Origin of the sequence: Burkholderia sp. AU31652 (assembly GCF_002223155.1) — a bacterium.
Lineage (GTDB): Bacteria > Pseudomonadota > Gammaproteobacteria > Burkholderiales > Burkholderiaceae > Burkholderia.
In genome coordinates this window covers 2,048,157-2,074,212 of sequence record NZ_NKFG01000003.1, presented here as the reverse complement: position 1 = coordinate 2,074,212, position 26,056 = coordinate 2,048,157, and the positions used below count along the sequence as shown (strand labels likewise).

Sequence of the window (26,056 nt, the reverse complement as noted above, 5' to 3'; positions counted from 1 at the left end):
CGACTGCAGTGACGCGCCGGCGCTGCCGGGGACGGATCAGGAGGCGGCGGCCGGCACGCGTTTCACGCGCAGGCTGGCCAGCACGATGCCGGTGACGACGCACGCGAGCGCGATGCCGTGGGCGAGCGTCGGGCGCTCGCCGAGGAACGCGATGCCATACGCGGCGGCCGCGACCGGCAGCACCGCGCTGAACACGCCGGCAAGGCTGCCCGGCACGTGCCGGATGCCTTTCATCCACAGCCAGAACGAGAAGATGCTGGCCGACAGGCCATACCAGACGACGAGCGCCCAGGTGCCGGCCGGCACGCTCGCGTAATCGAAATGCCACATCGCCGTCGCGCCGAGCGGCAGCATCAGGCACAGGCCGAACAGGTGCGTGTACGCGCAGATGTCGATTGGCGCGAGCGTTTGCGTGAGGCGGCGCGACAGGATCACGTAGATCGATTCGCAGCACACCGCGCCGAGGATCAGCAGGTTGCCGGTCAGCGACGACGTGCCGTGCCCGGCCGCGCTGCCGTTCGCGAGGTTGATCGTCACGACGCCGGCGATCGCGAGTGCGATCGACACGAGCGCACGGCCGTTCGGTTTTTCACGCAGGATCAGCCACGCGAACAGCGCGACGATCGCCGGGATCGTGCTGGTGATCACGCCGGCCGCGACCGCGCTCGTGCGCTGCACGCCGTTCAGCATCAGCAGCGTGAACATGAAGGTGCCGAAGAACGCCTGCAGGAACAGGTTCAGCCATTCGCCGCGCTTGACCGTGCGCATTTTCACCGGGCTGAACAGCGGCCACAGCACGGCGATCGCGATCACGAAGCGCAGCGTGGCGAGGATGGCGACGGGGACGAAGACGACGATCGATTTACCGATACCGACGTTGCTGCCGACGAACAGCATCGACAGCACGAGAAAGAAAGCGTAGCGATTCAAGCTGGAATCCGGAAGGCGAGTTCAGTTAGGATTGTAGGGTCGCGCTCGTTACAGCGTAAAGCTGCACGCGGGCGCCGCCCGAAGGGCGAAACGGCCGTGCCGCGTAAGTGACGGGTAAGTTCGAGCGCTTATCGTGGAAACTGTCGGGTCGCCCGGTCGCCTTCGTGCGACGTGGTGCGGCGCAGCATCGCGCAGCGGCCTTCGGGCCGTGCGCGGGTGGTGGGTAGGAGACAGCGGCGCGCTTGCGCCGGCCAAGACGCGCGGTGCGCACGATCGCGCCGCCATGCAGAGGATTCATGTTCACCAAGGGGTAGTCGATGTCTGCGATTGAATCGGTTCTTCACGAAACCCGTCAGTTTGCGCCGCCCGCGGCGCTCGAACAGGCGGCGACCATTTCCGGCATGCCGGCCTATCGTGCGCTCGCCGCTGAAGCCGAGAACGATTACGAAGGATTCTGGGCGCGTCTTGCGCGCGAGGGTCTTGCGTGGCACAAGCCGTTCACGAAAGTGCTCGACGAGTCCAACGCGCCGTTCTACAAGTGGTTCGACGACGGCGAGCTGAACGCGTCGTACAACTGCCTCGACCGTCACGTCGAAGCCGGTAACGGCGAGCGCGTCGCGGTGATCTTCGAAGCCGACGACGGCACCGTCACGCGCGTCACCTATGCGGATCTCCTCGCACGCGTATCGCGGTTCGCAAATGCGCTGAAGAAGCGCGGGATCGGCAAGGGCGACCGCGTCGTCATCTATATCCCGATGTCGATCGAAGGCATCGTCGCGATGCAGGCCTGCGCGCGCATCGGCGCGACGCACTCGGTCGTGTTCGGCGGCTTCTCCGCGAAGTCGCTGAACGAGCGGCTCGTCGACGTCGGCGCGACCGCGCTCGTCACGGCCGACGAGCAGGCGCGCGGCGGCAAGACGCTGCCGCTGAAGAGCATCGCGGACGAAGCGATCGCGCTGGGCGGCTGCGAGGCCGTGAAGAGCGTGATCGTCTATCGCCGCACCGGCGGCAAGATCGACTGGCACGCCGAGCGCGACCTGTGGATGCACGAACTGACGGCCGGCGAATCCGACCAGTGCGAGCCGGAATGGGTCGGCGCCGAGCACCCGCTGTTCATCCTGTATACGTCGGGCTCGACCGGCAAGCCGAAGGGCGTGCAGCACAGCACGGGCGGCTACCTGCTGTGGGCCGCGCAGACGATGAAGTGGACCTTCGACTGGAAGCCCACCGACGTGTTTTGGTGCACGGCCGACATCGGCTGGGTCACCGGCCACACGTACATCACGTACGGCCCGCTCGCATGCGGCGGCACGCAGGTCGTGTTCGAAGGCGTGCCGACCTATCCGGACGCCGGGCGTTTCTGGAAGATGATCGGCGACCACAAGGTCACCGTGTTCTACACCGCGCCGACCGCGATCCGCTCGCTGATCAAGGCGGCCGAGGCCGACGACAAGGTGCATCCGAAGAGCTACGACCTGTCGAGCCTGCGCATCATCGGCACCGTCGGCGAGCCGATCAATCCGGAAGCATGGATGTGGTATCACAAGCACGTCGGCCAGGAGCGCTGCCCGATCGTCGACACGTGGTGGCAGACCGAGACGGGCGGCCACATGATCACGCCGCTGCCGGGCGCGACGCCGACCGTGCCCGGTTCGTGCACGCTGCCGCTGCCGGGCATCATGGCCGCGGTGGTCGACGAAACCGGCCAGGACGTGCCGAACGGGCAGGGCGGCATTCTCGTCGTCAAGCGCCCGTGGCCCGCGATGATCCGCACGATCTGGGGCGACCCGGAGCGTTTCAAGAAGAGCTACTACCCCGAGGAACTCGGCGGGCGCCTGTATCTGGCCGGCGACGGCACCGTGCGCGACAAGGACACCGGCTACTTCACGATCATGGGCCGGATCGACGACGTGCTGAACGTGTCGGGCCACCGGCTCGGCACGATGGAAATCGAATCGGCGCTGGTCTCGCACGAGCTCGTGGCCGAGGCGGCCGTGGTCGGCCGTCCGGACGATACGACGGGCGAGGCGGTCGTCGCGTTCGTGGTGCTGAAGCGTTCGCGTCCGGAAGGCGAGGAAGCGGCGGCGCTGGCGAAGACGCTGCGTGACTGGGTCGGCAAGCAGATCGGGCCGATCGCGAAGCCCAAGGACATCCGCTTCGGCGACAACCTGCCGAAGACGCGCTCGGGCAAGATCATGCGGCGCCTGCTGCGTTCGCTCGCGAAGGGCGAGGCGATCACGCAGGATACGTCCACGCTCGAGAACCCGGCCATCCTCGAGCAACTCGCCGAAGTGCGCTGATCGTACCGGTTGCGCATCACGCGCACGAGCCCCTGCGCGGCAATCCCGATTGCCCGCGCAGGGGCTTTTTGTTACATAACCGCATGACCGTTCCGACCCGTCCCGCGCCTGCCGCGCCCCCTCCCGTTCCCGAGCCGCTCGCGCGTGCCCACGCACGCTACTGGCGCTTCAACGTCGCGCTGATCGCGGTGCTGATGGTGATCGGCTTTTCGGTATCGTTCATCGTGCCGTTCTTCGGGCCCGCGCTCGCCGGGATCCGTTTCGCCGGGTTCAGCCTGCCGTTCTACGTCGGCGCACAGGGCGCGATTCTCGTGTACCTCGTGCTGATCGTCGTCTACATCGGGCTGATGCAACGCGCGGACCGCACGCTGCGCCGTGCGTACGACGATCATGCGGCACGCGCCGGCCACGCGAACGGTGGGCGCTGATCCATGCTGACGCGCCGACTGATCCGCGCCTACGCGCTCTACACGCTGGGGTTTCTCGGGTTCGTGCTGCTGATGTGGCGGATCGAGCGGGCCACCGGCTCCGGCGTCTGGATCGGCTACGTGTTCCTGTTCGTGCCGATCGCCGTGTATGCGGTGATCGGGCTGCTGTCGCGCACGTCCGATCTCGTCGAATACTACGTGGCCGGGCGGCGCGTGCCGTCTGCCTTCAACGGGATGGCGACCGCGGCCGACTGGCTGTCGGCCGCATCGTTCATCGGCCTGGCCGGATCGCTCTACGCGACCGGCTACGATGCGCTCGCCTACGTGATGGGCTGGACGGGCGGGTTCTGCCTCGTCGCGTTCCTGCTCGCGCCTTATGTGCGCAAGCTCGCGCGCTACACGATTCCCGATTTTCTCGGGACGCGCTTTTCGAGTACGGCCGTGCGCGCGCTGGCGGCCGGTGCGGCGATCCTGTGTTCGTTCGTGTACCTGGTCGCGCAGATCCAGGGGATCGGCCTGATCGCGACGCGCTTCATTGGCGTCGATTTCGCGATCGGGATTTTCTGCGGGCTCGCGGGCATTCTCGTGTGCTCGTTTCTCGGCGGGATGCGCGCGGTCACGTGGACGCAGGTCGCGCAGTACATCATCCTGATCAGCGCGATCCTGATTCCGGTGTCGCTGATCGCGATGAAGAACGGGCTCGGCCCCGTGCCGCAGTTCAATTACGGCAAGCTGATGGAGCGGGTCGCGGCGCGCGAGGCGCAGGTGCGCGATGCGTTCGACGAGCAGCAGGTGCGCGACACGTACCGCCGGCAGGCCGCGGATATCCAGACGCGGCTCGACCGGCTGCCGGCATCCCATGCGGACGCCCGCCGGCATCTCGCCGACCAGCTGGCCGACCTGCGCCGCCACAACGGGCCGCTGCGCGAGATCAGCCAGCGCGAGCGCGAACTGGCCGATTTCCCGCGCGATCCGGCGGCGGCGCGCGTCGCGTGGACGCAGGCGCGCGACGATCTGCTGGCCCGTGCCGAGCCTCCCGTGCCGATGCACGAGCCGTTTCCCGCCGCGAGCGAAGACGAACGCAAGCCGCGCGAGCGGAATTTCCTTGCGCTGCTGCTGTGCCTGTCGCTCGGCACCGCGAGCCTGCCGCACATCCTGACGCGCTACAACACGACCACGTCGGTCGCGTCCGCACGGCGCTCGGTCGGGTGGACCTTGTTCTTCATCGCGCTGTTCTACCTGAGCGTGCCGGTGCTCGCGGTGCTGATCAAGTACGAGATCCTCGCGAACCTCGTCGGGCGGCCGTTCGCCGAATTGCCGGCGTGGGTCACGCAATGGCATCACTTCGAGCCCGACCTGATCAGCGTCGTCGAGGTGATTCGGGACGGCATCGTACACTGGTCGGAAATCCAGATGCAGCCGGACATGGTCGTGCTGGCCGCGCCGGAGATCGCCGGGCTGCCGTATGTCGTGTCGGGGCTGATCGCGGCCGGTGCGCTGGCCGCGGCGCTGTCGACCGCGGACGGGCTGTTGCTGACGATCGCGAACGCGCTGTCGCACGACGTCTATTACTGCATGGTCGCGCCCGATGCGTCGAGCCAGCGGCGCGTGACGATCTCGAAGGTGCTGCTGCTCGGGGTCGCGCTGTTCGCGTCGTATGTCGCGTCGCTCAATACCGGGAAGATCCTGTTTCTCGTCGGCGCCGCGTTCTCGCTGGCGGCCTCGAGCTTCTTTCCAGTGCTCGTGCTCGGCGTGTTCTGGAAGCGCACGACGACGCGTGGCGCGATCGCGGGGATGGTGACCGGGCTCGCCGTGTGCGTGTACTACATCGTGTCGACCTATCCGTACTTCACGCAACTGACGGGGTTCGCGGGGAGCACGTGGTTCGGGATCGAGCCGATCAGCTCGGGGGTGTTCGGGGTGCCGGCGGGGTTCGCGGTGGCGATCGTCGTGAGTCTGTTTGACCGAAAGCCGGATGAATATACGCGGGCGCTGGTGGATTACATCCGGCATCCGTGACGCGGGTGTCGTCCGGCATTGCTCAAGTGCCGGGACCCGTTCGTGTTGGCGCCATGACGGGTGGGTCAGAGCGCTGAAATGCCGAGCTCGGCTCCCTTGGTCGTCTGCACCCGGTTGAAATCACAGCTTCCATCCGTCACGCCTTTGGCGTTCGGGATGGCGACGCAGACATAGGCACGGATGCCATGCGGCAAGGCCACGTGGCGGAACTCGCCAACCTTGATCGTCGCGACCCGATCGACGGCAAATTGATCGTTGATCGGTGTCACGCCGGACGGGATCGACATGATTACTTCCGACGTGGCGTTCCCGGCTTGCGATGTCAGCGTCTGGCTGCTGCCGATCTCTCCGTTGACCGAGAACCGTATCGCCGCCTGTCCCTCGGACACGCGCTGGACCGTGACCGCGAGCGTCGGCTTGGCAATTCCCGCTGCGCATTTGCCTGCGGCGCAGTCGCGAACGGAAAGAAGCGTGCGAAATGGGGAGGCGGGCTGACCGATGACCGACAGGTCGGTCGACGATCCGCCGTCGCGCAGCGATTTTTCGAGCGGCGGGGGAGCGGTCACCGCGATGGTCGTGCTGATCGACGCGGGCGAAAATGCCGTCGCGCAAGCTGACAGCATCGTCGCAGCAACAGCCATCATGGCGAACCGTGGACTCAATCGCATGGATCTGACTCGCGGTGATGAAACCCTGGATATCGTCAGGAGAATACGCTTCTTTAGCGTGGGGTGTTCGGGATTTGCTGTGTGCTGCACGCTCGGATCAAGCAGGGAAGCGAGCCGGCTGCGCAGGGGCGGGGCCGCTTCCTGGTGATCAGTTTGAACCGAATTTGTCGATCGGCAGATTGACTGCGCTCAACTTCCACGACCAGAGGCCGTCGCGTTTGAAGATAAACGTCACCTCGTCGTCCGTTCCTTTTCGAGAGGTTGCAGCGACGGTCGCCCCGTTCTTGTAGCCGACCGACTCCCTTCGAATTCCCCGTGCCAGCCGACCTGTCGGCTTGCCTCTCATCGGAAACGAAAATGCCCGCTGGCGCGGGCATTTTTGAAGACTGGCGGAGAGAGGGACTATCTCCGCCTATCATTCCTGTTCACGGGCAATCACTCCCGGTCACGCATTGCATTGATTTTCTTGCATTTTTAATCCAAGAACGTCTACCATTGTCCGTTCAAATCGCGCGTCAAAACGTATGTACAGACGTATGTAGAAAAGTTAGGCGGAGAGAACATGGGTCGGGGAATTCACAAGCTATCGGCAGTCGCGGTCACCAAGGAAGATCGGCGCGGCTACCACGGTGACGGCGGCGGCCTCTGGCTGCAGGTCAGCCAGTCCGGAACGAAGTCCTGGATATTCCGGTACGCGCGGCACGGCAAGACGCGCAACCTTGGCCTGGGGCCATTTCCGGACGTGAGCCTGAAGGCCGCCAGGGACAAAGCTACGGAGCTGCGCGCCGCCCTTGCGCGTGGCGAGGACCCGATGGCCGAGCGCGCCGCCGCCAAAGCCCAGGCCGCCAGCCGGATGACGTTCGACCAGTGCAGCGCGGCGTACATCGCGGCGCACCGGGGCGGCTGGAAGAACCCGAAGCATGCCGAGCAGTGGACGAACACTCTGGCGACATACGCCAGTCCGGTAATCGGCAGCCTAGATGTGGCGCACGTTGACACCCAGCACGTCGTTCGCATCCTGGAGCGCGATGACCTGTGGATGAAGAAAAACGAAACCGCGTCGCGCGTGCGTGGCCGTATCGAGCGCGTCCTGGCCTGGGCGACGACGCGGCACCTACGGACCGGCGATAACCCCGCGCGCTGGAGGCACCACCTGGACACTCTTCTGCCGCCGCCAGGCAAAGTGCAGAAGGAGAAGCACCACGAAGCGATGCCCTACCGCGCCATTGCCGCGTTCATCCAGGAACTGCGGCAACAGCCAGGCGTGGCGGCGCGGGCGCTGGAATTCACCATTCTGACAGCGTCGCGCACGGGCGAAACTATCGGCATGCAGTGGAGCGAAGCAGACCTGGCGCAAAACGTCTGGACGGTGCCAGCTGGTCGCATGAAGGCATCCAAGGAACACACCATCCCGCTGTCGGCACGCGCCGTCGAAATCCTGAAGGAAATGCAGGCCGCTCGCGACGTGGACGACGATTGCGAATTCGTTTTCCCAGGCTGGACCGGCGACAAGGGGCTGTCGAACATGGCCATGCTGAAGCTGTTGAAGGACATGGGTCACACTGGCCTGACAGTTCACGGGTTCCGCTCGACATTCCGCGATTGGGCCGGCGAGCAGACACATCACGCTCGCGAAGTCATCGAACACGCATTGGCGCACCAGCTGAAGGACAAGGCCGAGGCTGCCTACCAGCGCGGCACGCTGTTTGAGAAGCGTCGCAGCCTGATGGACGACTGGGCGGCCTACATCGAGACACCGCAGGCATCACCGCAAACCGCCATCGCAGCGTGACGAACACCCCGCCTAGTGCGGGGTTTTTCTTGCCTGCTTGCGTTTAAACGGAGCGCGAGGAAAACGGAAATCCCACGGGAGGAATTGATCGTCCGAGTACGTTTTAATGGACGCATCACAACCCCACCCGGATCAATTCCAAAATGGCTGACCAAAACCCACAGCGCTTCCTGCGCATTCACGAAGTGATTTACAAAACCGGCCTGACTCGATCTTCGGTTTACGCTGGCTGCGGATTCCCGCCACCGGTAAAAATCGGCCCGAAAGCTGCGGCCTGGGTTGAGAGCGAAGTAGAAGAATGGATGGCTGCCCGCATGGCGGCACGCGGGCAAAAATAAGGGAGACGCCGACCATGCCGAACGCCTCCCACAAGGATATCACTCACCACAAAAACAGTATTCCTAATTATATCACCATGCTCAATCGTTTTGCTCGAATCTTCACCGACTGCGACCGTCCCTTTGGCCTGTTCGCAGTGCTAGCCCTGATCGCAATTTCGAACGGGGGGGTGCTGTGAGCGAAATCAACCGCATGACGCCGGCAGACTTTGCAGCGTGGAAGATGATTAACGAACAATCACTGAAAATTATCGAGGCAGGCCACCAACTGGCCGTTGATGACACGGTGATTCGCTGGATGATGGACGCTATGCAACGCGGCCTGTCGTTCGATGACGCAGGCGAAATGATTTTGCGGTGCTTCAACTACGGGACGAGTGGCGGCGTCACGCGCACGAAAGGAATGGTGCGTCGTTCGCTGAAGGCCATCGGCTGGCTGTCGAAGCGCGAACGCGCGGGAGGTGCTGCCGAGTGACCGCACTTATTCCTATCGAGGAAGTCCGTCGCATGATGGCGGAAGGCACGCTGCCCGTGGCCAAGCCGGATGCGGGGCTTGGCAAGCGCCACCAGAAATAGAAGCCCCCTATCGCGCAGAAGCCACCCGGCTTGCTCGCCTGGGAGGCCGAACAGCGGGAAAAGCGGAAGGCTGCCCCCGTAGACGACAACGCGCCCAGGCCGAGGAATGGCATCGAGGCCGTCGAAGCAATGGCACGCCACGGCATCGCGCTGGCAACCGACATGCGTGGCGATCCCTACGCGAACCTGGATGCAGCCATTGCGGTGCTGCAGCGGCATCCGCGCTTCGCCGGAAAAATCTACTACGACACGTTCCACCAGGACATTTTCACGACCTGGGACTGCGACGAGCCACGCCAGTGGACGGACGCTGACCGCTTGCTGGTTGCGGCAGTTTTCCAGCGCGACTTCGGCTTGGTGAAGTTCGGCGACGAACTGATCGACAAGGCGGCCATCGCTGTTGCGCAGGCCGACCAGCGCGACGAACTGCGCGACTGGCTGCGGGTACTGCGCTGGGACGGCAGGCCGCGTCTGGATGGTTGGCTTCGACGCGCGGTGGGCGCGCCGGACGACGAGTATCACAACGCCATTGGCCGAAACTTCATTCTGTCGATGGTCGCGCGTGGCCTTGTGCCTGGGTGCAAGGTGGACACCATGCCAGTGTTCGAAGGCTCCCAGGGCGCCGGCAAATCGAAGCTGCTGGGCATCCTTGGCGGAAAGTATTTTTCCGAACTTTCTGAAGGCATGGATACGAAGGATTTTTTCGTTACCATCCAGGGCACGTGGCTGATCGAAGTCGCAGAACTCGACGCGTTCCGAAAGACCGAAGTGACACGCATCAAGCAAGCATTGTCGTCGTGCCAGGACCGCTGCCGGCTGCCGTATGCAAAGCGCGCCGTCAACCTGCCTCGCCGCGTTGTGTTCGCCGGCACGACCAACGAACACGAATACCTGCGCGATGCGACCGGTGCGCGCCGTTTCTGGCCGCTTACCGTTGCGAGCATCGATCACGAATGGCTGCAGGGCAATCGTGAACAGCTTTTCGCTGAAGCCGTCGACGCGTTCAATGGCGGCGCGACATGGTGGGACGTTCCGGCCGATGCTGCCAGGGCGCAGACTGACGAGCGGCGCGAAACGGATGCATGGGAAGAAACAATCGGCCAGTGGTGCCTGGGTCGCAGCGAAGTCCTGGTTTCCGAAGTGCTGGCCGGCATCGGAGTTGACACCGCGCGACAGGGTAAGAGCGAGCAGATGCGCGCCTGTCGAATCCTGGGGGTGCTTGGCTACGAACGCCGGCTGCTGAGACGGTGCGGCAAGCCCACCAGGGTATGGGTGCGCAACGTTGACGACGATGAACGCCCGATCTAACCGACCCACCAGCAGCCCCGCCACTGAGCGGGGCTTTTTGCAACCACCGTCAAACGAACCGTAACCACGATATGCCGCCAGGTGGTAACGGCTAAATCCTGCGCCCCTGAATGGTTTCAGCCTGTAGTAACTACCGTAACCACCGTAACCGATAGTTTTAAAGAGTGTGATTAGTTCTACGGGAGATATATAGGAAGTTTGAAGTTTCGCTGTTACAGCGGTTACATGGTTACGTGGTTACGCCGGTATTGCCGAGTGACAGCGAGCGGCGTGGCGAGGCTGGTGGCGCGGGGTACGTGCATCCTTGGCGGGGATGCTGCGTGGCTGGGATGGCGCGCACAAATGAGAATGGCTTTCATTTGGGTCCTTCCCAGGGCCGTGGAGGGGGCGGGGGCACCTTCCCCGCCGCTCTGGATATCTGTGCGGCCCCAAAACCCCATTTCCATTTCTCATTGTGAAACGCAGTGAACGTTCGTTCGCTGGTCGCGGAAATCCCACGGGAGGAACCGCGCATCGAAAAGCTGAACAATGCGGGAAAACTCATCAAAAGGATTCCCGAACATGGCTCAACCGAACCCGATTCACGAACTGATGGAAGGTGCCCAGCGCGCGCTGGGGTACGTCGAGCACGACCGACCCAACGGCGAAGTATTCCGCACGCCGAAGCCGGCAGTTTCGTCGGGCAGCATCGACCTGACCCGCGCGTTTGCAATGCGCGAAGGCTTCGAAAGCTACTACCGCCTCAACCTGGTGGACGCCGGCAAGACGAACGACCTGAATCCGGAAGCGCTGATGCGCGAAAACAGCCGCGTCGTCGCTGCTGGTGCGCGCCTGATCGTCGCGCCCGAGAAGCCCGCACCGCAGTTCGGCGCGGAGAGTGGCGCCAACCATCCGGGCTTCTACACGAACCCGTCAAAAGTCCGAAGCGTGCTGCCGGCATCGTTCGCCAGCGTGACGGATGGCCAGGACGCAGCACTGTCCGCTATCTCCTTCGAGGACGCCGATTTCAGCTGGAGCGATGCGCCGAATTTCGCTTTCCGCAGCAAGATCACGCGCGCGCAGCGTCGTGATGTGGGCGGCGATCTGCTGTCCGACGACTTCGTGATCGCGATTGCGCTGGGCTTGGGTGAGATGGCGGACCATCTGTTCCTGGCTGCCGTCCTGGCTGCAACGCCCGCCGCGTTCAGCATCGGCGCACTGGCGGCCCGTCACGCGAAGTTGGACGAAGCCCGCGCGCTGGTGGGCACGGCGGGCGCAGGGGCGTCGTTCCGTGGTGACGGCGTGTTCGTCGCGGGCCCCGGCATTCCGGCCGAACTGACGGCATCGACCGACAAGACGGTGGTGGGCCTGTTCAATCGCGCTGCTGTCGCGGTACGCCCCGAACTGAGCGTTCATGTGAAGCGCCTCAACGTGAGCGGCGACCAGGAACTGATCGTGTTCGGCAACCTGCAGCCGGTTATCCCGAACCCAGCAGCTGATTTCTGGACGGTGGCCTGACATGCTCGCGCGCCTCGCATCTTTTTTCGGCGCACGGCGCGCGCCCGTCGCGAGCAACGCCGCGACGGATGCGCTGCCGGCTGAATGCGCCACGATCCTAGCGGGAGTGTCGTTCGCCGACCGTGGCGCCGACAACGAAGGCAATCCCCGCCTCATTGTCACGCTTCCTGGCGGCGGTGCGTTTCGCTACGGCAACGACACCGCAAGCGTATGGCTGCGTGAGCGGTTCGGCTTGAACGACGCGCAACGGGCAAAGGCACTCCAGATGCTGCGCGCGCGCCTCGCGGACTTTCAGCGGCTGCAGACGGTCGCAGCGGTCGGCCGTGTCGAGCGTTGGGCCGACTGGAGGCCCTTGGAGCTTTGAATATGGAACAGCAAAAAGTCTCATTGACTCTCCCGCGTGACGTGCGCGAACGCATCGATGCCGAGCGACGCACCATGTCGCAACGCGTTGGCGCGGAACTGAGCTTCAACCAGGCCGCAACGGCGCTGCTGCGGCGCGCGCTGGACAGTCAGCCAGCCACGGCAAACTGATTTTCACCCCGTGCCCGCCGGGAATTAACGCGGGATGCTGTAGCTCACGACGCGGCATCATGGAAAGAACGTGGGCGCACTGACCAGGCGTGCGGTTGATGATCTGGCTCGCGGTATGGGTTCCACCGGCAATCTCAAACGGGCCTGTTTCTTCGCCAGCGTCGGGCCGGAAATGTGACGCACTACTAAGCACATACGATAATGAACGCACGAAACACTATTACCGAAGCCGCCGATAAACTCGGCGAAACGAGCGCTCTGCTTGCGCGATATCGCACCCTGCTGGCAGGGGCAGGCAGCATCACGGCGCCCGTCGTGGCGCACGCAGTGAACGACCTTCGCCGCACTGCGACAGCCCTGGAATGCGTGGCCATCGCCCTGGCGAATGCGCAGCGCGCACCACAGGGGGCGAGCCAATGAAGGCCCTGCTGCTGAAGCTGTTCCGCCGTCGCGCCGAACGGGCGCCCGCTGCCGAAGTCGCACCTGCCATCGCGCACGAACCGCAACCGACGCCGCGCCAGGGCGCAGGCAAGCGCAGGTACGGCAAGGGCAAGCGCCACCATCCCGCACCGCGTGGCGCGCGCAAGGCCGACTGGAACGAGTCGATTTTGCGGGGTGACCGTCGATGAGCGGCATCGACCAGAACAACCTGTTCGCGATGCTCGCCGGCACCATCGCAACGGCTGACGAAATCAGTCAGGACGTGCGCGTGCCGCTCGATAGCCGCGCCGCCGCTGGCCGGTTGCGTGACGCATTGCGTTCCTGGCGCCCGCTTGCCTTCGCCCTGAAGGACTGGACACCCGCAACGACCGGAGAAGTCACCCAATGAACACCCACCTGATGACCGCAAACGAGATTGCGGAGATTTTCGAAATTACCCCGCGTCGCGTCGGCCAGTATCGCGACGACAAGCTGATTCCCGCTATCGAGCGCGGCAAGTTCGACGTTGCGTTCTTCTGCTACCTGCGCAAGGGCGAGGAACGCGCCGAAGGGCTGCGCAACCGCCCGAACCGCGACACGCTGGTGGCCTTGGGTTGGCTTGCTGGAACCAAGGACAGGCCATCCGACGAAGACGTGGCCGCGTTCGGCAAGCTGTTCGAACGCAACGGCCTGACGCGCGACGCTGCCCTGGTGGCCCTTGGCCGCGCCCAGCAGCTGGTGGCGCGATGAAGATCAGCGAGCCACGCGGGCACGCGGTGTGGGCGCGAGACAAAACCGATACTTGGGACCGTGCCGTGGCGTTACTGCTTGGTCCCATCGTCACCGAAGCGGATAGAGCGCGACGACGCGCTGATGCACTGGCGTTGTCGGCAGCCGCCATGAAAGCTGCCGAAGAAATCAAACTCGCAGATCACAAATGAGCAATCACATCGAAACACTCGCACACAATATCGCCCGCGCGTTCGCGCAAGACGCGGCCGATGCACTCGAACCGTTTGCGGGACAGCCGATTGACGACGCGGCACGCGAACGCCTGGCAGACGCCCTGCTCCCCGTCCTGATCGCGCATATCCCGTCGCTGCCGAATCTGGTGCACGCATGAGCAAGCAAACGAAGCGCGCCGAGCGCGCAGCTAAGCGGGCGGCCACGCTGCAAAAGCACGTAGACGGCATCATCAGCGTGCTGCAGCAGGAAGCCCTGGATGAGGTCGCCGCAGCTGAACAGCTGATGGCCGACCTGGAAGCCGAAGTGGCGATGTTCGAAATGCAGCACACGGACAGGGTGATTCACTGATATGGCAAAGAACCAGCGTTTAAACGCGACAATTCAGATAGGCGGCGCAATCGCGCCCACGCTGAAGAATGCGTTCGGCACGATCAACAAATCCATTTCCGGCGTCGGCAAGAACGTTACCGCGCTGGAATCGAAGCAGCGCCTACTGGGTCGCAGCATTCGCGACCTGGGCCGCGCCGGTATGAACGTGGACGGCTTGCGCAACCGCTATTCGCAGCTGACCACCGAACTCGACCGCGCACGCCGAGCGCAGGAGCGCTTGACTGCCGCTCGCAAGCGCACCGAAACCATTGTGGGCGTCGGCGGCACTATCCTGCGCAGCGTAGGGGCGGCCACCGTGGCTGCTGGCCTTATTACGCGTCCGCTGGTGGGGTCCGCAATCGAGCGCGAAAACGCCGTCAACGTGATTCGCAATTCTGGCGTGTCGAAGGAAGATGCGGCGGCGATGGTGAAGGCCGCGCAGGACTCAAAGCAGTTCGGCGTTTCCATCACCAGGGCAACCGAAACCGTCAGCGAACTGCGCACTGCACTAGGTGATGCGCACCACGCCATCGAAGCGCTGCCCAACACGCTGAAGGCACTTTCCGGCCTGCAGCTGTACAATCGCGGCCACAAGAACCAAATCAGCGAAGATGCCGCGTACAGTCTCGCGAAGATCGCGGAAGAACGCGGCGGCGCATCGTCGCCTGAAGCGCTGCGCGAAAAGCAGAATTGGGCGTTCAAGGCGCTGACTGGTTCGAATGGCGTCGTCACCGCTGACGATATGCTGACGGCGATCCGACGCGGCAAAAGCGCCGTGGCGGCAATGAACGACCGCGCGTTCTTCGGCGACACGTTCCTGATGCAAGCGATGGGTGCGAACGGTTATGGCACCGCATCCAGCACGCTGGTGAACGCCTGGATTGGCGGCCACCAGACGCACGGCGCGTTCGATGAAATGATGAAGCTGGGGCTGCTCAATCGTGGCGGCGTTCAGTTCGACAAAACCGGCAAGGTGAAAAAGGTTTCATCCAGCGCGCTTATCGACAATGCGCTGTTCCTGTCCGACCCGCAGGCGTGGGTAGACAAGCACCTTGCGCCCATCGCGAAGTCGCGCGGCGTCGATTTGGAGGACCCCGCGCAGATTGCGAAGTTCGTGAACAGCATCGCGTCGAACACGAACGCGGCGAACATTCTGATGCAGCGCCTGCGGTTCTCGCACAACATCGCGAAGGACCGGCATAACGTCGATATCGCAAACGGCGTTGACGAGTCGGACGCGGCTAACCGCGCGTCCACTCAAGGCAAGATCGACAACGCACGCGCCCGCCTGAACGACGCCCAGGTGCGCGTCGGCAATGTACTGCTGCCGGCTTTCGCCACCGCGATGGAAAAGACTGCATCGGTCCTGGAAGCGCTGAACCGATTCGCCGACAAGTCGCCCACCGCGTTCAAGGCAGTGACGTATGGCGTGGTGGGCCTGACGACTGCCGTTTCCGGTCTGGCTGCGGCGGGGCTGGCAAAAACTGCTGTAACCGGCTTGGTCGGAGCGCTTGGCGGCGGAGTTGGTGGCCTTGGCTCGGCACTCGCGGCACTCGCGAACCCGATTGGCATTGCAGTTTTGGCGCTCGGCACGCTGGCGGCAGCGGCCTACGCCTTCCGGCCGATCAGCCAGTCGGAAGTCGATGCAGTGAAAGACCACGGCGGCGCGAAGCTGACGCCATCTGCGAAGGCGCGCGTGGATGCCGGCGAACTCGACAAGCCTGGTGCGCTGCCGTCCGTGCCGCCCATGCGCGGCACGACGCAAAACATCATGAACGATAGCCGGTCCTACAGCATCAACGTTACCGCTGCACCTGGGATGGATCACAACCAGATCGCCGACACGGTGGTGCGGAAGCTGGATCAGCGCGACGGCGTGCGACGGCGAAGTTCGATGTTCGACGGCGCGAGCCAGTAACCGGACGGGCTGCCTTCGGGCGGCCCTTTTTGCTTTTGGCGGGGTATGTCAGACTGACGGCGCCATCACTTTGAGGACCAACATGCCGAAGCGCAGACCTGCAATTGATACCGTGGCGCAATGGAACACTGACTTGGAGGAAATCGAATCTCGTTTGGCGCGCTTGCGAACTGAGATCACGACGTGTTCCGATCTTTCAGCAATGGACACGGGACCGGCGCACCAAGAACTGGCCGATATAGTGGCGGCAGTTAAATCAATCAGCAGCAGGCTGGCATCATTGAAGCGCGCAGGCCAGACTGGAGGCAAACGCAGAAAGATGAGGCCCCTCCGCGTGAACGCGGAAGGGGCTGCCAGTTTCGGTGATCGTGTCGCGCGCGCGGTGGGGCAACCCTGAAAGCAAAAACCCCCGGCGTCACCGGGGGTTTTTGCTTTGCTACATCGCATTTCATCGCGTATGTAGCAACGTATGTAGAGTTTTTCTCGTATCCGAAAACACTTGTAAATCAAGCGTTTGCGGTCAATTCTGGCGGAGAGAGGGGGATTCGAACCCCCGATAGGCGATTAACCTATACACGCTTTCCAGGCGTGCGACTTAAACCACTCATCCATCTCTCCGGAAGACCGAGAGTATAGCAAACTCCGGGGGCAGTCCGCCACCCCGTCCGACGAGCCATGCAAATCGGACGGGGCGCGAGGTCGGCGGCCCGCCGGACAACCGTCGAGCGGGCGGCCGCACCATCATGCGATCATGCTCCGTCCGCCTGCATTTTCCAGCCCTTCGTTCAACAGGAACGCCCGCCATGTCGCTGTCCGCCTTGCTCGCATTTGCCCTGATCCTGTCCGTCGGCGTCGCGACGCCCGGTCCGACGGTGTTGCTCGCGATGAGCAACGGCTCGCGGTACGGATTGCGTCACGCGATGGTCGGCATGCTGGGGGCTGTCACGGCCGATGTCGTGCTCGTTGCGCTGGTCGGGTGCGGTCTCGGGATGCTGCTCGACGCGTCGGAAACGGCATTCGTCACGCTGAAGCTGGCCGGTGCGGCGTGGCTCGCCTATGTCGGCGTGCGGATGCTGCTGTCATCCGGCGGCTCCGCCGCTGCGCAGGCGCTCGATCACGCGACGCCCGATCGCCGGACCGCGTTCCTGAAGAGCTTTTTCGTCGCGATGAGCAACCCGAAGTACTACCTGTTCATGTCCGCGCTGCTGCCGCAGTTCGTCGACCGGTCGTATGCGATCGCGCCGCAGTACGCGATTCTTGCGGCGACGATCGTTGCGATCGACGTTATCGGGATGACCGGCTATGCATTGCTCGGCGTGCATTCGGTGCGCGTGTGGAAGGCCGCGGGGGAGAAGTGGCTGAACCGTGTCAGCGGGTCGCTGCTGTTGATGCTCGCGGGCTACGTCGCGCTGTATCGCAAGGCCGCGAACTGACGCGGCGATGCATCGGGAACAAGCCCTCCACCAGCTGGCTCGGCGATGAAGCCGATCGAGCGCTTCACGCTCGAAACGCACGACGGTCCGTATGAAGTGTGGCCGTCGCGCACGCATGTGCTCGTGAACGGCGAACGTTGCGGCCTCACCGTTTCCGGCTATGTGCTGCTTCGCCAGTTCGAGACGCCGGACGCCTATCTGCTCGTCACCGACTACGACTGCCTGTTCGAGGAGGCCGTCACGTTCACGCTCGTGTCGAAGGATCCGTTGAAGGAACTCGCGCGGCGCACGGTCGGCGCGATGTACGCGTCGTGCCATCTGGACGACATGACGTGGGCCGACGACCGCCATTTCAGCGCGACGTTCGTGGACGTCGAAGGACGGTGGGATTTCACGATTCGTGACCGATCGGTGCCGATCGTGCTGCCTCGGCTCGGGATGAATCGCGTGCAGGACCGGTAGCGCGCGATCGGCACTCGCGCGCGTCTCGTCCACGTAGGCGCGTCGTCTGAAACCCGCCGGTACAGGCGGTTTCATTTCTCTTTCACATTGATCTGACATGTAAGTTTCGATGTGCGCGAATCTTGCGTGGCCTGCATGCATGACGGCAGAAGCAGCGACGATCGGGCTTCGCGTCTACCCGTCACATTACAAAATGAATGGAAATTGAAAGAATTCCTTCCCTTGACGCAACGCGCTCGGGCCATTTATTGTCCGTCTGCCGCCCGTGAGAGAGCACGGCGGCAATCGCGGATGCGCGCCTCGCGCGCATGACAACACGCAGCAGAAAGCAGAAAAGGAAACGTGGTAGCCACATGAAGCCGCTCTTCGACGACAAGAATTCCGATGCGGTCAGCGATCGTCCTTCCACCCCGTCTTCGTCACCCGTTGCAGCGCCCGTCATCGTGCCTGCCGCCGCCGTTGCCACGCCGGCGGCACGCCCGACTGAGAACGTCCGCCTGATCACCGTCGACGAGATCGACCAGCTCGGCGCGACGCAGGGCACGCGGATCGCGGCCTTCTCCCAGCAGATTCTCGCGAGCGTCCGCGCGTCGGATGCCGACCAGTTCGGCGACAAGCTCAACGAACTGATCGCGACCGCCAAGGGGCTCGACCCGCGCGGCGCCGACAAGGGCGGGCTGCTCACCCAGGTCACGCGGCTGTTCCGCTCGACCAAGGAGAAGCTGCTGTCGCAATACGAGTCGGTGAGCAAGCGGATGGACACGCTCGTCGTCGAGCTCGAGAACCATGCGCAGCGCCAGAAGGCCGGCATCGACGAGCTCGAGCGGATGTACAACGACAACTACGCGCTGCACCAGGAGCTCGCGCAGTCGAAGGCGCACGGCGAAACGGCGCTCGCGGCGCTGCGTGCGCATCTCGCGGCCGGCCAGCAGCCGGTGGACGACGCGTTTGCCGCACAGCGCCTGCTCGACGTGAAGCGCAAGGTCGACGCGCTCGAAAGCAAGCTCGACGATCTCGATCGCGCGATGCTGATGTCGAAGCAGCTCGCGCCGCAGATCCGGATGGAGCAGGACCAGAAACGCACGCTGACGTCGAAGTTCATGACGATCAAGACCGTGCTGATCCCCGCGTGGACCAACGCGTTCGCGCTCTACCTCGAGCAGCTCAGCACGAAGCGCGCGGCGGCGCTCGCCAATGCGACGTACGACGCGGCCGACGAGGCGATCCGCGCGCAGGCCGACCTGAACCGCCAGAACGCGCAGGAAGTCGCGAAGCTGAGCCAGCGCCCGGTGATCTCGACCGACACGTTCGAATACGCGCAGCAGCAGCTGTTCGGCGCATTCGACGACATCACGCAGATCATCGCCGACGGCCGTCGCCAGCGTGAGCAGGACGCACCGCGCCTGCGCCAGCTCGAACAGGACCTGATCACCCGATTCGCTCCGAAGCACAACTGAAAGAACCGAGAGAACACCGCATGATTACGCTTGAGAAACGCGCGGCGAAGGTCGCGATCGTCCTCGAAAAACGCCAGATCCTGAAGCCGCCCGTCGTGCGCGTCGGCGCGGCGCTCGACATCTCCGGCTCCGCGAAGCCGCTGTACCAGTCGGGCGTGATCCAGGACACGCACGACCGGATTCTCGGCATCGCATTGAAGTTCGACGACAACGGTGAAGTCGATACGTGGACCTTCACCGAAGGCTACGACCGCCTGCCGACCGCAACGCCGGACAACTACGGTTCGTATATTTCCGACCACGTGCTCAACGCGCGGATCGACAAGTGGGGCGGCACGCAGTACGCACCGGTGATGAACGACATCGTCGACTTCTTCTTCCGTGCGCCGGCGCCGTCGCCGAAGCACGAAGAGAAGCGCGGCTTCCTGAGCCGGCTGTTCGGCGGCGCGGACGAGGCGCCCGCGCCGGCCGCCGCCGCGCCGGTGAACGGCCATCTGCCCGCATGGGTGCTGTTCGTCACCGACGGCCAGAACCCGAAGAACGACCGCAAGCGCGTGCGCCAGCTGCTCGCCGAGTCGCAGCACTACCCGCTGTACTGGTCGCTCGTCGGCGTCGGCGATCCGAGCGAATTCGGCTTCCTCGCGGAAGTCGCGGACGAGATGCCGAACGTCGGCTTCCTGCATCTCGAATCGCTCGACGTCAGCGACGAACAGATCTACGAACAGCTGATCACGCAGGAATTCTGCGACTGGGTGCGCGCGAAGTAAGCGCAGCCCGCCCGCCTTTTATCCCGAACTCGATTACCCCCATCATGTTGAAAGACTTCAAGATCCCGTTGTCGCTCACGGTGCTCGCGCTGATCGCGGCCTATCTCCTCGGCGGCGTGAAGGACATGCTGATCGTCGCGGTCCTGTCGGTGCTCGAAATTTCGTTGTCGCTCGACAACGCGGTCGTCAACGCATCGGTGCTCAAGAACTGGTCGGAGAAGTGGCGCAACCGCTTCATGGTGTTCGGCCTGCCGGTCGCCGTGTTCGGCATGCGGCTCGTGTTCCCGCTGCTGATCGTCGCGGTGATCGGCCACATCGGCATGTGGGACGCGCTGAAGCTCGCGATCGAGTCGCCGGCGCAGTACGCGTCGATCCTCACGTCCGCGCATCACCAGGTATCCGCATTCGGCGGCGCGTTCCTGCTGATGGTGTTCTTCAAGTTCATGCTCGACACCGGCAAGGACGAGCACTGGATCGGCTTCCTGGAAGGCCCGATGAGCCACCTCGGCCGCATCACGGCGCTGGAAGTGGCACTGACGCTCGCCATCGTCATCGTCGCGTCGCTCTACGTGCCGGCAGCCGAGCAGGTGGCCTTCCTGCTCGCGGGGGCGTTCGGCGTGATCAGCTTCGTGATCGCGCACGGCATCGGCGACCTGATCGGCGGCGAGGACACGGGTACGCGCGTGGTGCGCGAGGGCGTCGCGGGTTTCATGTACCTCGAAGTGCTCGATTCGTCGTTCAGCTTCGACGGCGTGATCGGTGCGTTCGCGCTGTCGAACAACATTTTCCTGATCGCGCTCGGCCTCGGCGTCGGTGCAGCGTATATCCGGGAGATGACGCTCGTGCTGCTGAAGAAGGGCACGCTCGCGCAATACCGCTATCTCGAGCACGGCGCGTTCTGGGCAATCGGTGCGCTCGCAACGATCATGTTCCTCGGCGTGAAGTTCGAGGTGCCCGAGGTCATTACCGGCCTGGTCGGTGCGGCGATGATCGCGGCGGCCGTGTGGTCGTCGATCGTCGTGCAACGCAAGGAAGACCGCACGGCTGTAGCGGGCGAGTGACCTGGCGTCGCGCGCGGGTCGAACACCATCAACGAGGGGCCGCGCAGGGCGGCCCGGCATTGCCGCCGGCACAACGGCGGTTCCAGCAGAAGAGGTTCAGATGATCAATTTGTCGAAAGGCGGTCGCGTCAACCTGTCGAAGGAAGCGCCCGGCACGCAGAAGTTCCGCATCGGTCTCGGTTGGGATGCGAACGCCACGGACACGGGTACGGACTTCGATCTCGACGTGTCGGTGTTCCTGTGCAAGTACGACGCGCAGAGCAATCCGAAGCTGATCTCGGATCAGCACTTCGTGTTCTACAACAGCGAAGTGCGCACGATGGAGCGCAAGGACACGTTCATCCAGCCGGGCGACGATTTCCCGAAGCGCGGGATGCCCGCGTCGAAGTGCCTGGGCGTCGTGCATAGCGGCGACAACCGCACGGGCAGCGGCGACGGCGACGACGAGGTGATCTTCATCGACATGACGAAGTTGGCCGCGGACATCGAGGAAATCTCGGTGGTCGTGACGATCGACCAGGCCGAAGCGCGTCGCCAGAATTTCGGCCAGGTGCGCAACAGCTACATCCAGATCGCCGACGAAGTGTCGGGCGCGGTGATCGCGAAGTACGCGCTCGAGGAAGACTTCTCGATGGAGACGTCGGTGCAGGTCGGCAGCTTCTATCGCCGCGACGGTCACTTCATGTTCAAGGCGGTCGGCGCCGGCTACAACCGTGGCCTGGGCGACTTCGTGCGCGCGTACGGCGGCGCGGTCTGACTGGCGGCAGCCCGGCCGGCGGGATACCGCCGCGCCGGGCAGGAAGCAGCGATGACGAATCCGTCCGACGAGCCGAAGCGGCTCGAGTTCGATACGACGCCCGAGCGCACGCCCGGGCGTCTTGCGTTCGACGCGCCGCCCGCGGCCGCGGCGCCGGTTGCACGCGGGCCCGAGCGGCCCGCGCCGCAGGCGCTCGACTTCGGGCCGGCGCCCGCGTCCGGCAAGACCGTGCGCACGGCGCCGGCCGAGGCGGTCGGCCGTGCGGTGTTCGGCGAATCGAACCATCCGCAGCTCGAAGCGTGCTTCCGCGCCGCGCAGGCCAGTTTCCCGAATCTCTATCCCGACTACGCGCCGCGCATCGAGCGGCACATCCGGCAACTGGTGCCGCTCAAGCTCGCGACGATCGCGACGATCGGTGACGGCGCGCTGGAGGCGGCGGGCAACCTCGTCGAGGCCGTGGCGGCCACGACGCGCGAATTCAACGAGCTCGGCGCGGCCGACATGATGGCCGGCATGCTCGCGCAGGCGACGCGCAAGGCGGGCATGTTCGAACGCTGGTTCGGCGCGGCGGCGGGCCATGTCGACTACCGCGCGGCGATCGGGGCGCTCAAGCAGTCGCTCGGCTTCTTCCCGCGCCGTACCGAAGAACTCGCCGCGAAGGTCCGCCATGCGGAAGAAAACCTCGTGGTCGTGCTTGCGGCGCTGAGCGCGGTGTCGGACGTCGTGCGCGCACCGGACGACGCGGGTGTCGAGCGCACGCTGTTCGACCGCCGCAACATCGTCGGGCAGGCGGTGCAGCAGATCCGCATGCAACCCGCGCAATTGCGCGGGCTCGACGAGCGCGTGACCGATCTGCTGTCGCGCGCCGATCACCTGATGAACGTCGTGCTGCCGGCGGCGTTGGCGGCGCGGCCGCAGCGCTGAGCACACGGCGCGACGGGCACGAACGCGTGCGCTGCGGCGCGCGTGTTCGCTGCGCAGGCCACGTCGCGTCACGCCATTTCACGTGCGCTGGCGCGAGTCTGCTATCTTCCCGGGCATCTCATCGCTTTCCCGCCGATTCTCCATGACTGACCGCATCGTTGCCGCATTCGATTTCGACGGCACCATCACGACGACCGACAGCTTTCGCCATTTCGTCCGCTATGCGGTCGGCACGCCGCGCTTCGCGTGGGCCGGATTGCGTGCGCTGCCGTGGATCGTTGCGATGAAGGCCGGGCTGCTGTCGCGCGGTGATGCGAAAGCGAAATTCGCATCGTTCGCGTTCGGGCCGGTGCGCGAGGATGCGCTCGATGCGCAGGCGCGCACGTTCGTCGACACCTATCTGCCGAGCCTCGTGCGCCCGGAAATGCTCGAACGCATCCGCGAGCATCGGGCACGCGGGCACGAAGTCGTGCTGGTGAGCGCGTCGCCGTCGCTGTATCTGGAGAAGTGGGCGAAGACGGCCGGCTTCGATGCGGTGCTCGCGACGCGGCTGGCATTCGAGCGCGGCGCCTTCGCCGGCCGGCTCGACGGCGAAAACTGCTGGGGGCCGCAGAAGGTCGTGCGGCTGCGCGGGTGGTGGGGCGACCGGCCGCCGAAACAATTGTTCGCGTACGGCGACAGCCGTGGCGACAAGGAAATGGCCGAGCTCGCGAACTGGTCGTGGATCCGCGGGCAAGGGCCGATGCCGCCGATCGGCGGTTGAGGTGGTGCGTTACGCGTCGGCTTGAGCCTGGCGCGTGCCGCGCGCCGGACGATAACTGCCCCAGCGATTCGCCCGCGCGAACGTGCCGACGTCGTTGAAGCGCACGCCGACTTCACGCAGCGCCGCATGCGCGGTGCGTGCGGTCAGCTGGCGGATGTAGAACGGGTCGCGCACCACGAAGTGATGGATCGCGTGCGTGCTGCCGAAGTTGAAGCAGAACAGCTGGAACGGCAGCATCCACCACGGGTTGAGCACCTGCGTCTGCTGGATCACGTTGCGTGAATCGATATCGCCGAAGTAATGCATGTTCGAGCTGACGAAGTTGATGCAGAAGCTGCGCACGAAGTTCGGCCCGAGCCACACCACGGCCAGGAAATCGACGACGCTCATCACGCGCTCGACCATGGCCGGCACCGTCACCGGGTAGCCGAACGCACGCAGCGCGAACAGGCCGACGTGATAGACGATGAACGCATGCCACAGCACATAGTACACGTGACCGACCGGCATGTACGACGACACCTGCTCGACGCGTAACTGCAGGCGCTCGGACGGATCCTGCACCGGCTGCGCGGCCACGTACTGCTTCACCTTGCGGCGCATCGCGGTCGGCCGCAGCACGACGGCGAGCATGCCGTCCGCGATCATCAGCAGGCGCTTCACGCCCCAGCGCTCGCCGTTCGTGATGCCGTATTCCTCGAGATCCGATTCGCCGCCCGACACCTTGTGGTGATGCAGGTGCATGCGCCGCCGCGTCCACGGGTTGATCGTGCCGGGCCGCGTGAGCCAGCACAGCGCCATCATCAGGTGATAGGCCCACGGCGTCTTCTTGAAGTACATCAGGTGGATCAGGTCGTGCTCGAGCTCGTGGATCAGCGACGTGACGAACGCGGCGAGCGGCAGCGCGACGTACCAAGCGATCGATCCGCGCGCATAGAGCCACGCGATCGCGAGCATCGCGCTCACGGAGACGGCCATCACGGTCGCGCCGACGAGGTTCTGGTTGTCGAGCAGCGGAAAGCGCGCGCGAATCGCGTCGCTCGCGGCGTTGACCTCGCGGCGGACGTACGCGACCTTGTCCGCGTCGTGGCGAAAGGCGGTTCGTGCGGGTTGGCTCATCGACCGGGATTCCTGCGGAAAGGGTGGGGCGCAATGCCGATGTGACAAGCATAGGCGCGCACCGGACCGCACGCGAGGGCCGCCGGTGCCAATGGTGGTGTCATTTCGGGCCACGATGGCCGGCCGGCGCGGCTAGAGTCACGCCCCGGTGTCATTGCGGGCCAGCGACGCTACAATCCGCCGAAACCGCTCCGGAGTCCGCCGCATGGTCCTGTCCGTCCCGGATGCCGCGCGCCAGCTGAACAAGGCGACGGTGTCGTCCGCGTATGCGCTGTTCATGCTGATGCTGGCCGAGGAGCGCGGCATCGACGGCGGCCGCGTGCTGGCCGGCTCGGGCGTCGAGCGCGACCGGCTCGCGCAGCCCGATGCGCGCATCACGCCGCTGCAGCAGGCAGCGATCGTGTTCAACCTGCTCGACGCGACGGACGACCCGTCGATCGCGATCGAGATCGGCCTGCGCAGCAGCCTGACGAAAGCGGGACTGATCGGCTTCGGGCTGATGAGCTGCGCGACGCTCGGCGAGGCGATCGCGCTCGGCATCCGCTACCTGCCGACGCGCGTGCCGTTCTTCTCGGTGCGGCTCGCGCAACTCGACGGAATCGTCGACATCGACGTGTTCGAAGCGTTTCCGCTCGGCCGGTTGCGCCAGTTCGCGGTCGAGAACTTCCTGGTCGAGACGGCGATCCTGTTCAACTCGCTGCTGCATCCGGTGCCGGGGCGCACACTGCAGTCGCGTGCCGAACTCCATTTCGAATGGCCGGAGCCGCCGTGGTTCGAGCGTTATCGCGCGCGGCTGCCGCGCTGTCATTTCGACGCGAGCGCGAACCGCATCCGCTGCGATGCCGCGTTGCTCGACGAGCCGATCGGCACCGCGAACGCGCACACCGCGCAGATGATCGTGCAGCAGTGCGAGGCCGAACTCGCGCGGCTCGGCTATGCGGAAAGCATCGTCGAGCGCGTGCGCAACCTGCTGATTTGCGGTGAGGGCGGCTATCCGTCGGTCGATGACGTCGCGCGCGAGCTGCATGTGTCGGCGCGCACGCTCAAGCGCAAGCTCGCCGAGTACGGCGCGACCTATTCGACGCTGCTCGACGAGATCCGGTTGCGCGACGCGCTGCGGTTGCTCGAAGGCACGCGGCTGCCGGTCGACGAGATCGCCGCGCGCGTCGGCTATACGGATCGCGCCAATTTCACGCGGGCGTTCAAGCGCTGGACGGGCGTCGCGCCGAGCGAGCGGCGCTGAACGCGGT

General features: G+C 64.6%; 30 protein-coding genes and 1 tRNA gene. 27 read left to right on the top strand and 4 right to left on the bottom strand.

Features of this window, described 5'->3' with window-relative positions; all coding sequences use genetic code 11:
- Positions 1-36: 36 nt before the first annotated feature.
- On the bottom strand, positions 37-930 hold the full coding sequence (locus tag CFB40_RS12195; protein ID WP_071333524.1) for a DMT family transporter: 894 nt from the start codon (positions 928-930) through the stop codon (positions 37-39).
- A 317-nt stretch (positions 931-1,247) separates the two neighbouring features.
- On the opposite strand from CFB40_RS12195, the gene acs reads away from it, so the two are divergent.
- The 3 genes from acs to CFB40_RS12175 all read left to right on the top strand — a co-directional run bounded on the left by acs (position 1,248) and on the right by CFB40_RS12175 (position 5,677).
- Complete coding sequence (acs, locus tag CFB40_RS12185; protein ID WP_069248434.1) at positions 1,248-3,230, top strand: acetate--CoA ligase; 1,983 nt, start codon at positions 1,248-1,250, stop codon at positions 3,228-3,230.
- Between the two features lie 83 nt (positions 3,231-3,313).
- Positions 3,314-3,658 carry a DUF4212 domain-containing protein gene (locus CFB40_RS12180; RefSeq protein WP_089431320.1) on the top strand — a complete coding sequence of 115 codons (345 nt, stop codon included), beginning with the start codon at positions 3,314-3,316 and terminating at the stop codon, positions 3,656-3,658.
- Positions 3,659-3,661: 3 nt separating this feature from the next.
- Complete coding sequence (locus CFB40_RS12175) at positions 3,662-5,677, top strand: sodium:solute symporter family protein (protein ID WP_089431318.1); 2,016 nt, start codon at positions 3,662-3,664, stop codon at positions 5,675-5,677.
- A 65-nt stretch (positions 5,678-5,742) separates the two neighbouring features.
- Here CFB40_RS12175 and CFB40_RS12170 read toward each other — a convergent pair whose 3' ends face one another.
- On the bottom strand, positions 5,743-6,345 hold the full coding sequence (locus CFB40_RS12170) for a hypothetical protein (protein WP_089425823.1): 603 nt from the start codon (positions 6,343-6,345) through the stop codon (positions 5,743-5,745).
- 562 nt (positions 6,346-6,907) lie between these two features.
- Between CFB40_RS12170 and CFB40_RS12160 the strand changes: the two genes are divergently transcribed.
- From CFB40_RS12160 to CFB40_RS12105, 15 genes are all read left to right on the top strand, one after another.
- On the top strand, positions 6,908-8,137 hold the full coding sequence (locus CFB40_RS12160; protein ID WP_089431314.1) for a tyrosine-type recombinase/integrase: 1,230 nt from the start codon (positions 6,908-6,910) through the stop codon (positions 8,135-8,137).
- A 143-nt stretch (positions 8,138-8,280) separates the two neighbouring features.
- Positions 8,281-8,475, top strand: coding sequence for a helix-turn-helix transcriptional regulator (locus CFB40_RS12155; protein WP_081076545.1), 195 nt, complete (start codon positions 8,281-8,283; stop codon positions 8,473-8,475).
- 14 nt (positions 8,476-8,489) lie between these two features.
- Positions 8,490-8,654 carry a hypothetical protein gene (locus CFB40_RS38625; protein WP_179255269.1) on the top strand — a complete coding sequence of 55 codons (165 nt, stop codon included), beginning with the start codon at positions 8,490-8,492 and terminating at the stop codon, positions 8,652-8,654.
- A complete protein-coding gene (locus tag CFB40_RS12150; RefSeq protein WP_089431312.1) occupies positions 8,651-8,950 on the top strand; it encodes a hypothetical protein in 300 nt (99 codons plus the stop codon). Before CFB40_RS38625 ends, CFB40_RS12150 begins: the two co-directional genes overlap by 4 nt.
- A 131-nt stretch (positions 8,951-9,081) precedes the next feature.
- Positions 9,082-10,359 carry a virulence-associated E family protein gene (locus CFB40_RS12145; RefSeq protein WP_143329840.1) on the top strand — a complete coding sequence of 426 codons (1,278 nt, stop codon included), beginning with the start codon at positions 9,082-9,084 and terminating at the stop codon, positions 10,357-10,359.
- A gap of 561 nt (positions 10,360-10,920) precedes the next feature.
- Positions 10,921-11,856 carry a hypothetical protein gene (locus tag CFB40_RS12140; RefSeq protein ID WP_089431308.1) on the top strand — a complete coding sequence of 312 codons (936 nt, stop codon included), beginning with the start codon at positions 10,921-10,923 and terminating at the stop codon, positions 11,854-11,856.
- A 1-nt stretch (position 11,857) separates the two neighbouring features.
- Entirely contained in the window at positions 11,858-12,220 is a 363-nt protein-coding gene (locus CFB40_RS12135) for a hypothetical protein (RefSeq protein ID WP_089431306.1), read from the top strand.
- A 2-nt stretch (positions 12,221-12,222) separates the two neighbouring features.
- The gene (locus tag CFB40_RS38620; protein ID WP_179255268.1) at positions 12,223-12,390 is read left to right on the top strand and encodes a hypothetical protein; all 168 of its coding nucleotides are present in this window, start codon (positions 12,223-12,225) and stop codon (positions 12,388-12,390) included.
- Between the two features lie 416 nt (positions 12,391-12,806).
- Complete coding sequence (locus tag CFB40_RS12130; RefSeq protein WP_089431304.1) at positions 12,807-13,019, top strand: hypothetical protein; 213 nt, start codon at positions 12,807-12,809, stop codon at positions 13,017-13,019.
- Positions 13,016-13,219, top strand: a complete 204-nt coding sequence (locus tag CFB40_RS12125) for a hypothetical protein (RefSeq protein WP_089431302.1) — start codon at positions 13,016-13,018, stop codon at positions 13,217-13,219. The genes CFB40_RS12130 and CFB40_RS12125 overlap by 4 nt, the downstream gene beginning before the upstream one ends.
- Positions 13,216-13,560, top strand: coding sequence for a hypothetical protein (locus CFB40_RS12120; RefSeq protein ID WP_256976640.1), 345 nt, complete (start codon positions 13,216-13,218; stop codon positions 13,558-13,560). Before CFB40_RS12125 ends, CFB40_RS12120 begins: the two co-directional genes overlap by 4 nt.
- Complete coding sequence (locus CFB40_RS37935; RefSeq protein WP_143329839.1) at positions 13,557-13,751, top strand: hypothetical protein; 195 nt, start codon at positions 13,557-13,559, stop codon at positions 13,749-13,751. Before CFB40_RS12120 ends, CFB40_RS37935 begins: the two co-directional genes overlap by 4 nt.
- Complete coding sequence (locus tag CFB40_RS12115; protein WP_089431300.1) at positions 13,748-13,933, top strand: hypothetical protein; 186 nt, start codon at positions 13,748-13,750, stop codon at positions 13,931-13,933. Before CFB40_RS37935 ends, CFB40_RS12115 begins: the two co-directional genes overlap by 4 nt.
- Complete coding sequence (locus CFB40_RS12110) at positions 13,930-14,124, top strand: hypothetical protein (RefSeq protein WP_089431299.1); 195 nt, start codon at positions 13,930-13,932, stop codon at positions 14,122-14,124. Before CFB40_RS12115 ends, CFB40_RS12110 begins: the two co-directional genes overlap by 4 nt.
- 1 nt (position 14,125) lies before the next feature.
- Positions 14,126-16,063: a hypothetical protein gene (locus tag CFB40_RS12105; RefSeq protein ID WP_089431298.1), complete on the top strand. Its 1,938-nt coding sequence runs from the start codon at positions 14,126-14,128 to the stop codon at positions 16,061-16,063.
- Between the two features lie 527 nt (positions 16,064-16,590).
- Here the strand turns inward: CFB40_RS12105 and CFB40_RS12100 are convergent.
- Positions 16,591-16,681 (bottom strand) — tRNA-Ser (locus tag CFB40_RS12100).
- A gap of 185 nt (positions 16,682-16,866) precedes the next feature.
- Here CFB40_RS12100 and CFB40_RS12095 point away from each other — a divergent pair.
- The 8 genes from CFB40_RS12095 (at position 16,867) to CFB40_RS12060 (ending at position 23,687) form a co-directional block, all read left to right on the top strand.
- Positions 16,867-17,496: a LysE family translocator gene (locus CFB40_RS12095; protein ID WP_089431297.1), complete on the top strand. Its 630-nt coding sequence runs from the start codon at positions 16,867-16,869 to the stop codon at positions 17,494-17,496.
- 45 nt (positions 17,497-17,541) lie between these two features.
- On the top strand, positions 17,542-17,958 hold the full coding sequence (locus tag CFB40_RS12090; protein WP_089431296.1) for a hypothetical protein: 417 nt from the start codon (positions 17,542-17,544) through the stop codon (positions 17,956-17,958).
- Between the two features lie 353 nt (positions 17,959-18,311).
- Positions 18,312-19,415 (top strand): toxic anion resistance protein, encoded by a 1,104-nt coding sequence (locus CFB40_RS12085; RefSeq protein ID WP_089431295.1) that lies wholly within the window; start codon positions 18,312-18,314, stop codon positions 19,413-19,415.
- A gap of 20 nt (positions 19,416-19,435) precedes the next feature.
- A complete protein-coding gene (locus CFB40_RS12080) occupies positions 19,436-20,182 on the top strand; it encodes a VWA domain-containing protein (RefSeq protein WP_089431294.1) in 747 nt (248 codons plus the stop codon).
- A gap of 44 nt (positions 20,183-20,226) precedes the next feature.
- A complete protein-coding gene (locus CFB40_RS12075) occupies positions 20,227-21,243 on the top strand; it encodes a DUF475 domain-containing protein (RefSeq protein WP_089425819.1) in 1,017 nt (338 codons plus the stop codon).
- A 100-nt stretch (positions 21,244-21,343) separates the two neighbouring features.
- Positions 21,344-22,000 (top strand): TerD family protein, encoded by a 657-nt coding sequence (locus CFB40_RS12070; RefSeq protein ID WP_089425818.1) that lies wholly within the window; start codon positions 21,344-21,346, stop codon positions 21,998-22,000.
- Positions 22,001-22,051: 51 nt separating this feature from the next.
- Entirely contained in the window at positions 22,052-22,924 is an 873-nt protein-coding gene (locus CFB40_RS12065) for a hypothetical protein (protein WP_089431293.1), read from the top strand.
- Positions 22,925-23,066: 142 nt separating this feature from the next.
- Entirely contained in the window at positions 23,067-23,687 is a 621-nt protein-coding gene (locus CFB40_RS12060) for an HAD family hydrolase (protein ID WP_089431292.1), read from the top strand.
- Positions 23,688-23,696: 9 nt separating this feature from the next.
- Here the strand turns inward: CFB40_RS12060 and CFB40_RS12055 are convergent, their stop codons facing one another.
- Entirely contained in the window at positions 23,697-24,806 is a 1,110-nt protein-coding gene (locus tag CFB40_RS12055; RefSeq protein WP_089425815.1) for a fatty acid desaturase, read from the bottom strand.
- Positions 24,807-25,011: 205 nt separating this feature from the next.
- On the opposite strand from CFB40_RS12055, the gene CFB40_RS12050 reads away from it, so the two are divergent.
- Positions 25,012-26,049 carry an AraC family transcriptional regulator gene (locus CFB40_RS12050; RefSeq protein WP_089431291.1) on the top strand — a complete coding sequence of 346 codons (1,038 nt, stop codon included), beginning with the start codon at positions 25,012-25,014 and terminating at the stop codon, positions 26,047-26,049.
- Positions 26,050-26,056 lie beyond the last annotated feature (7 nt).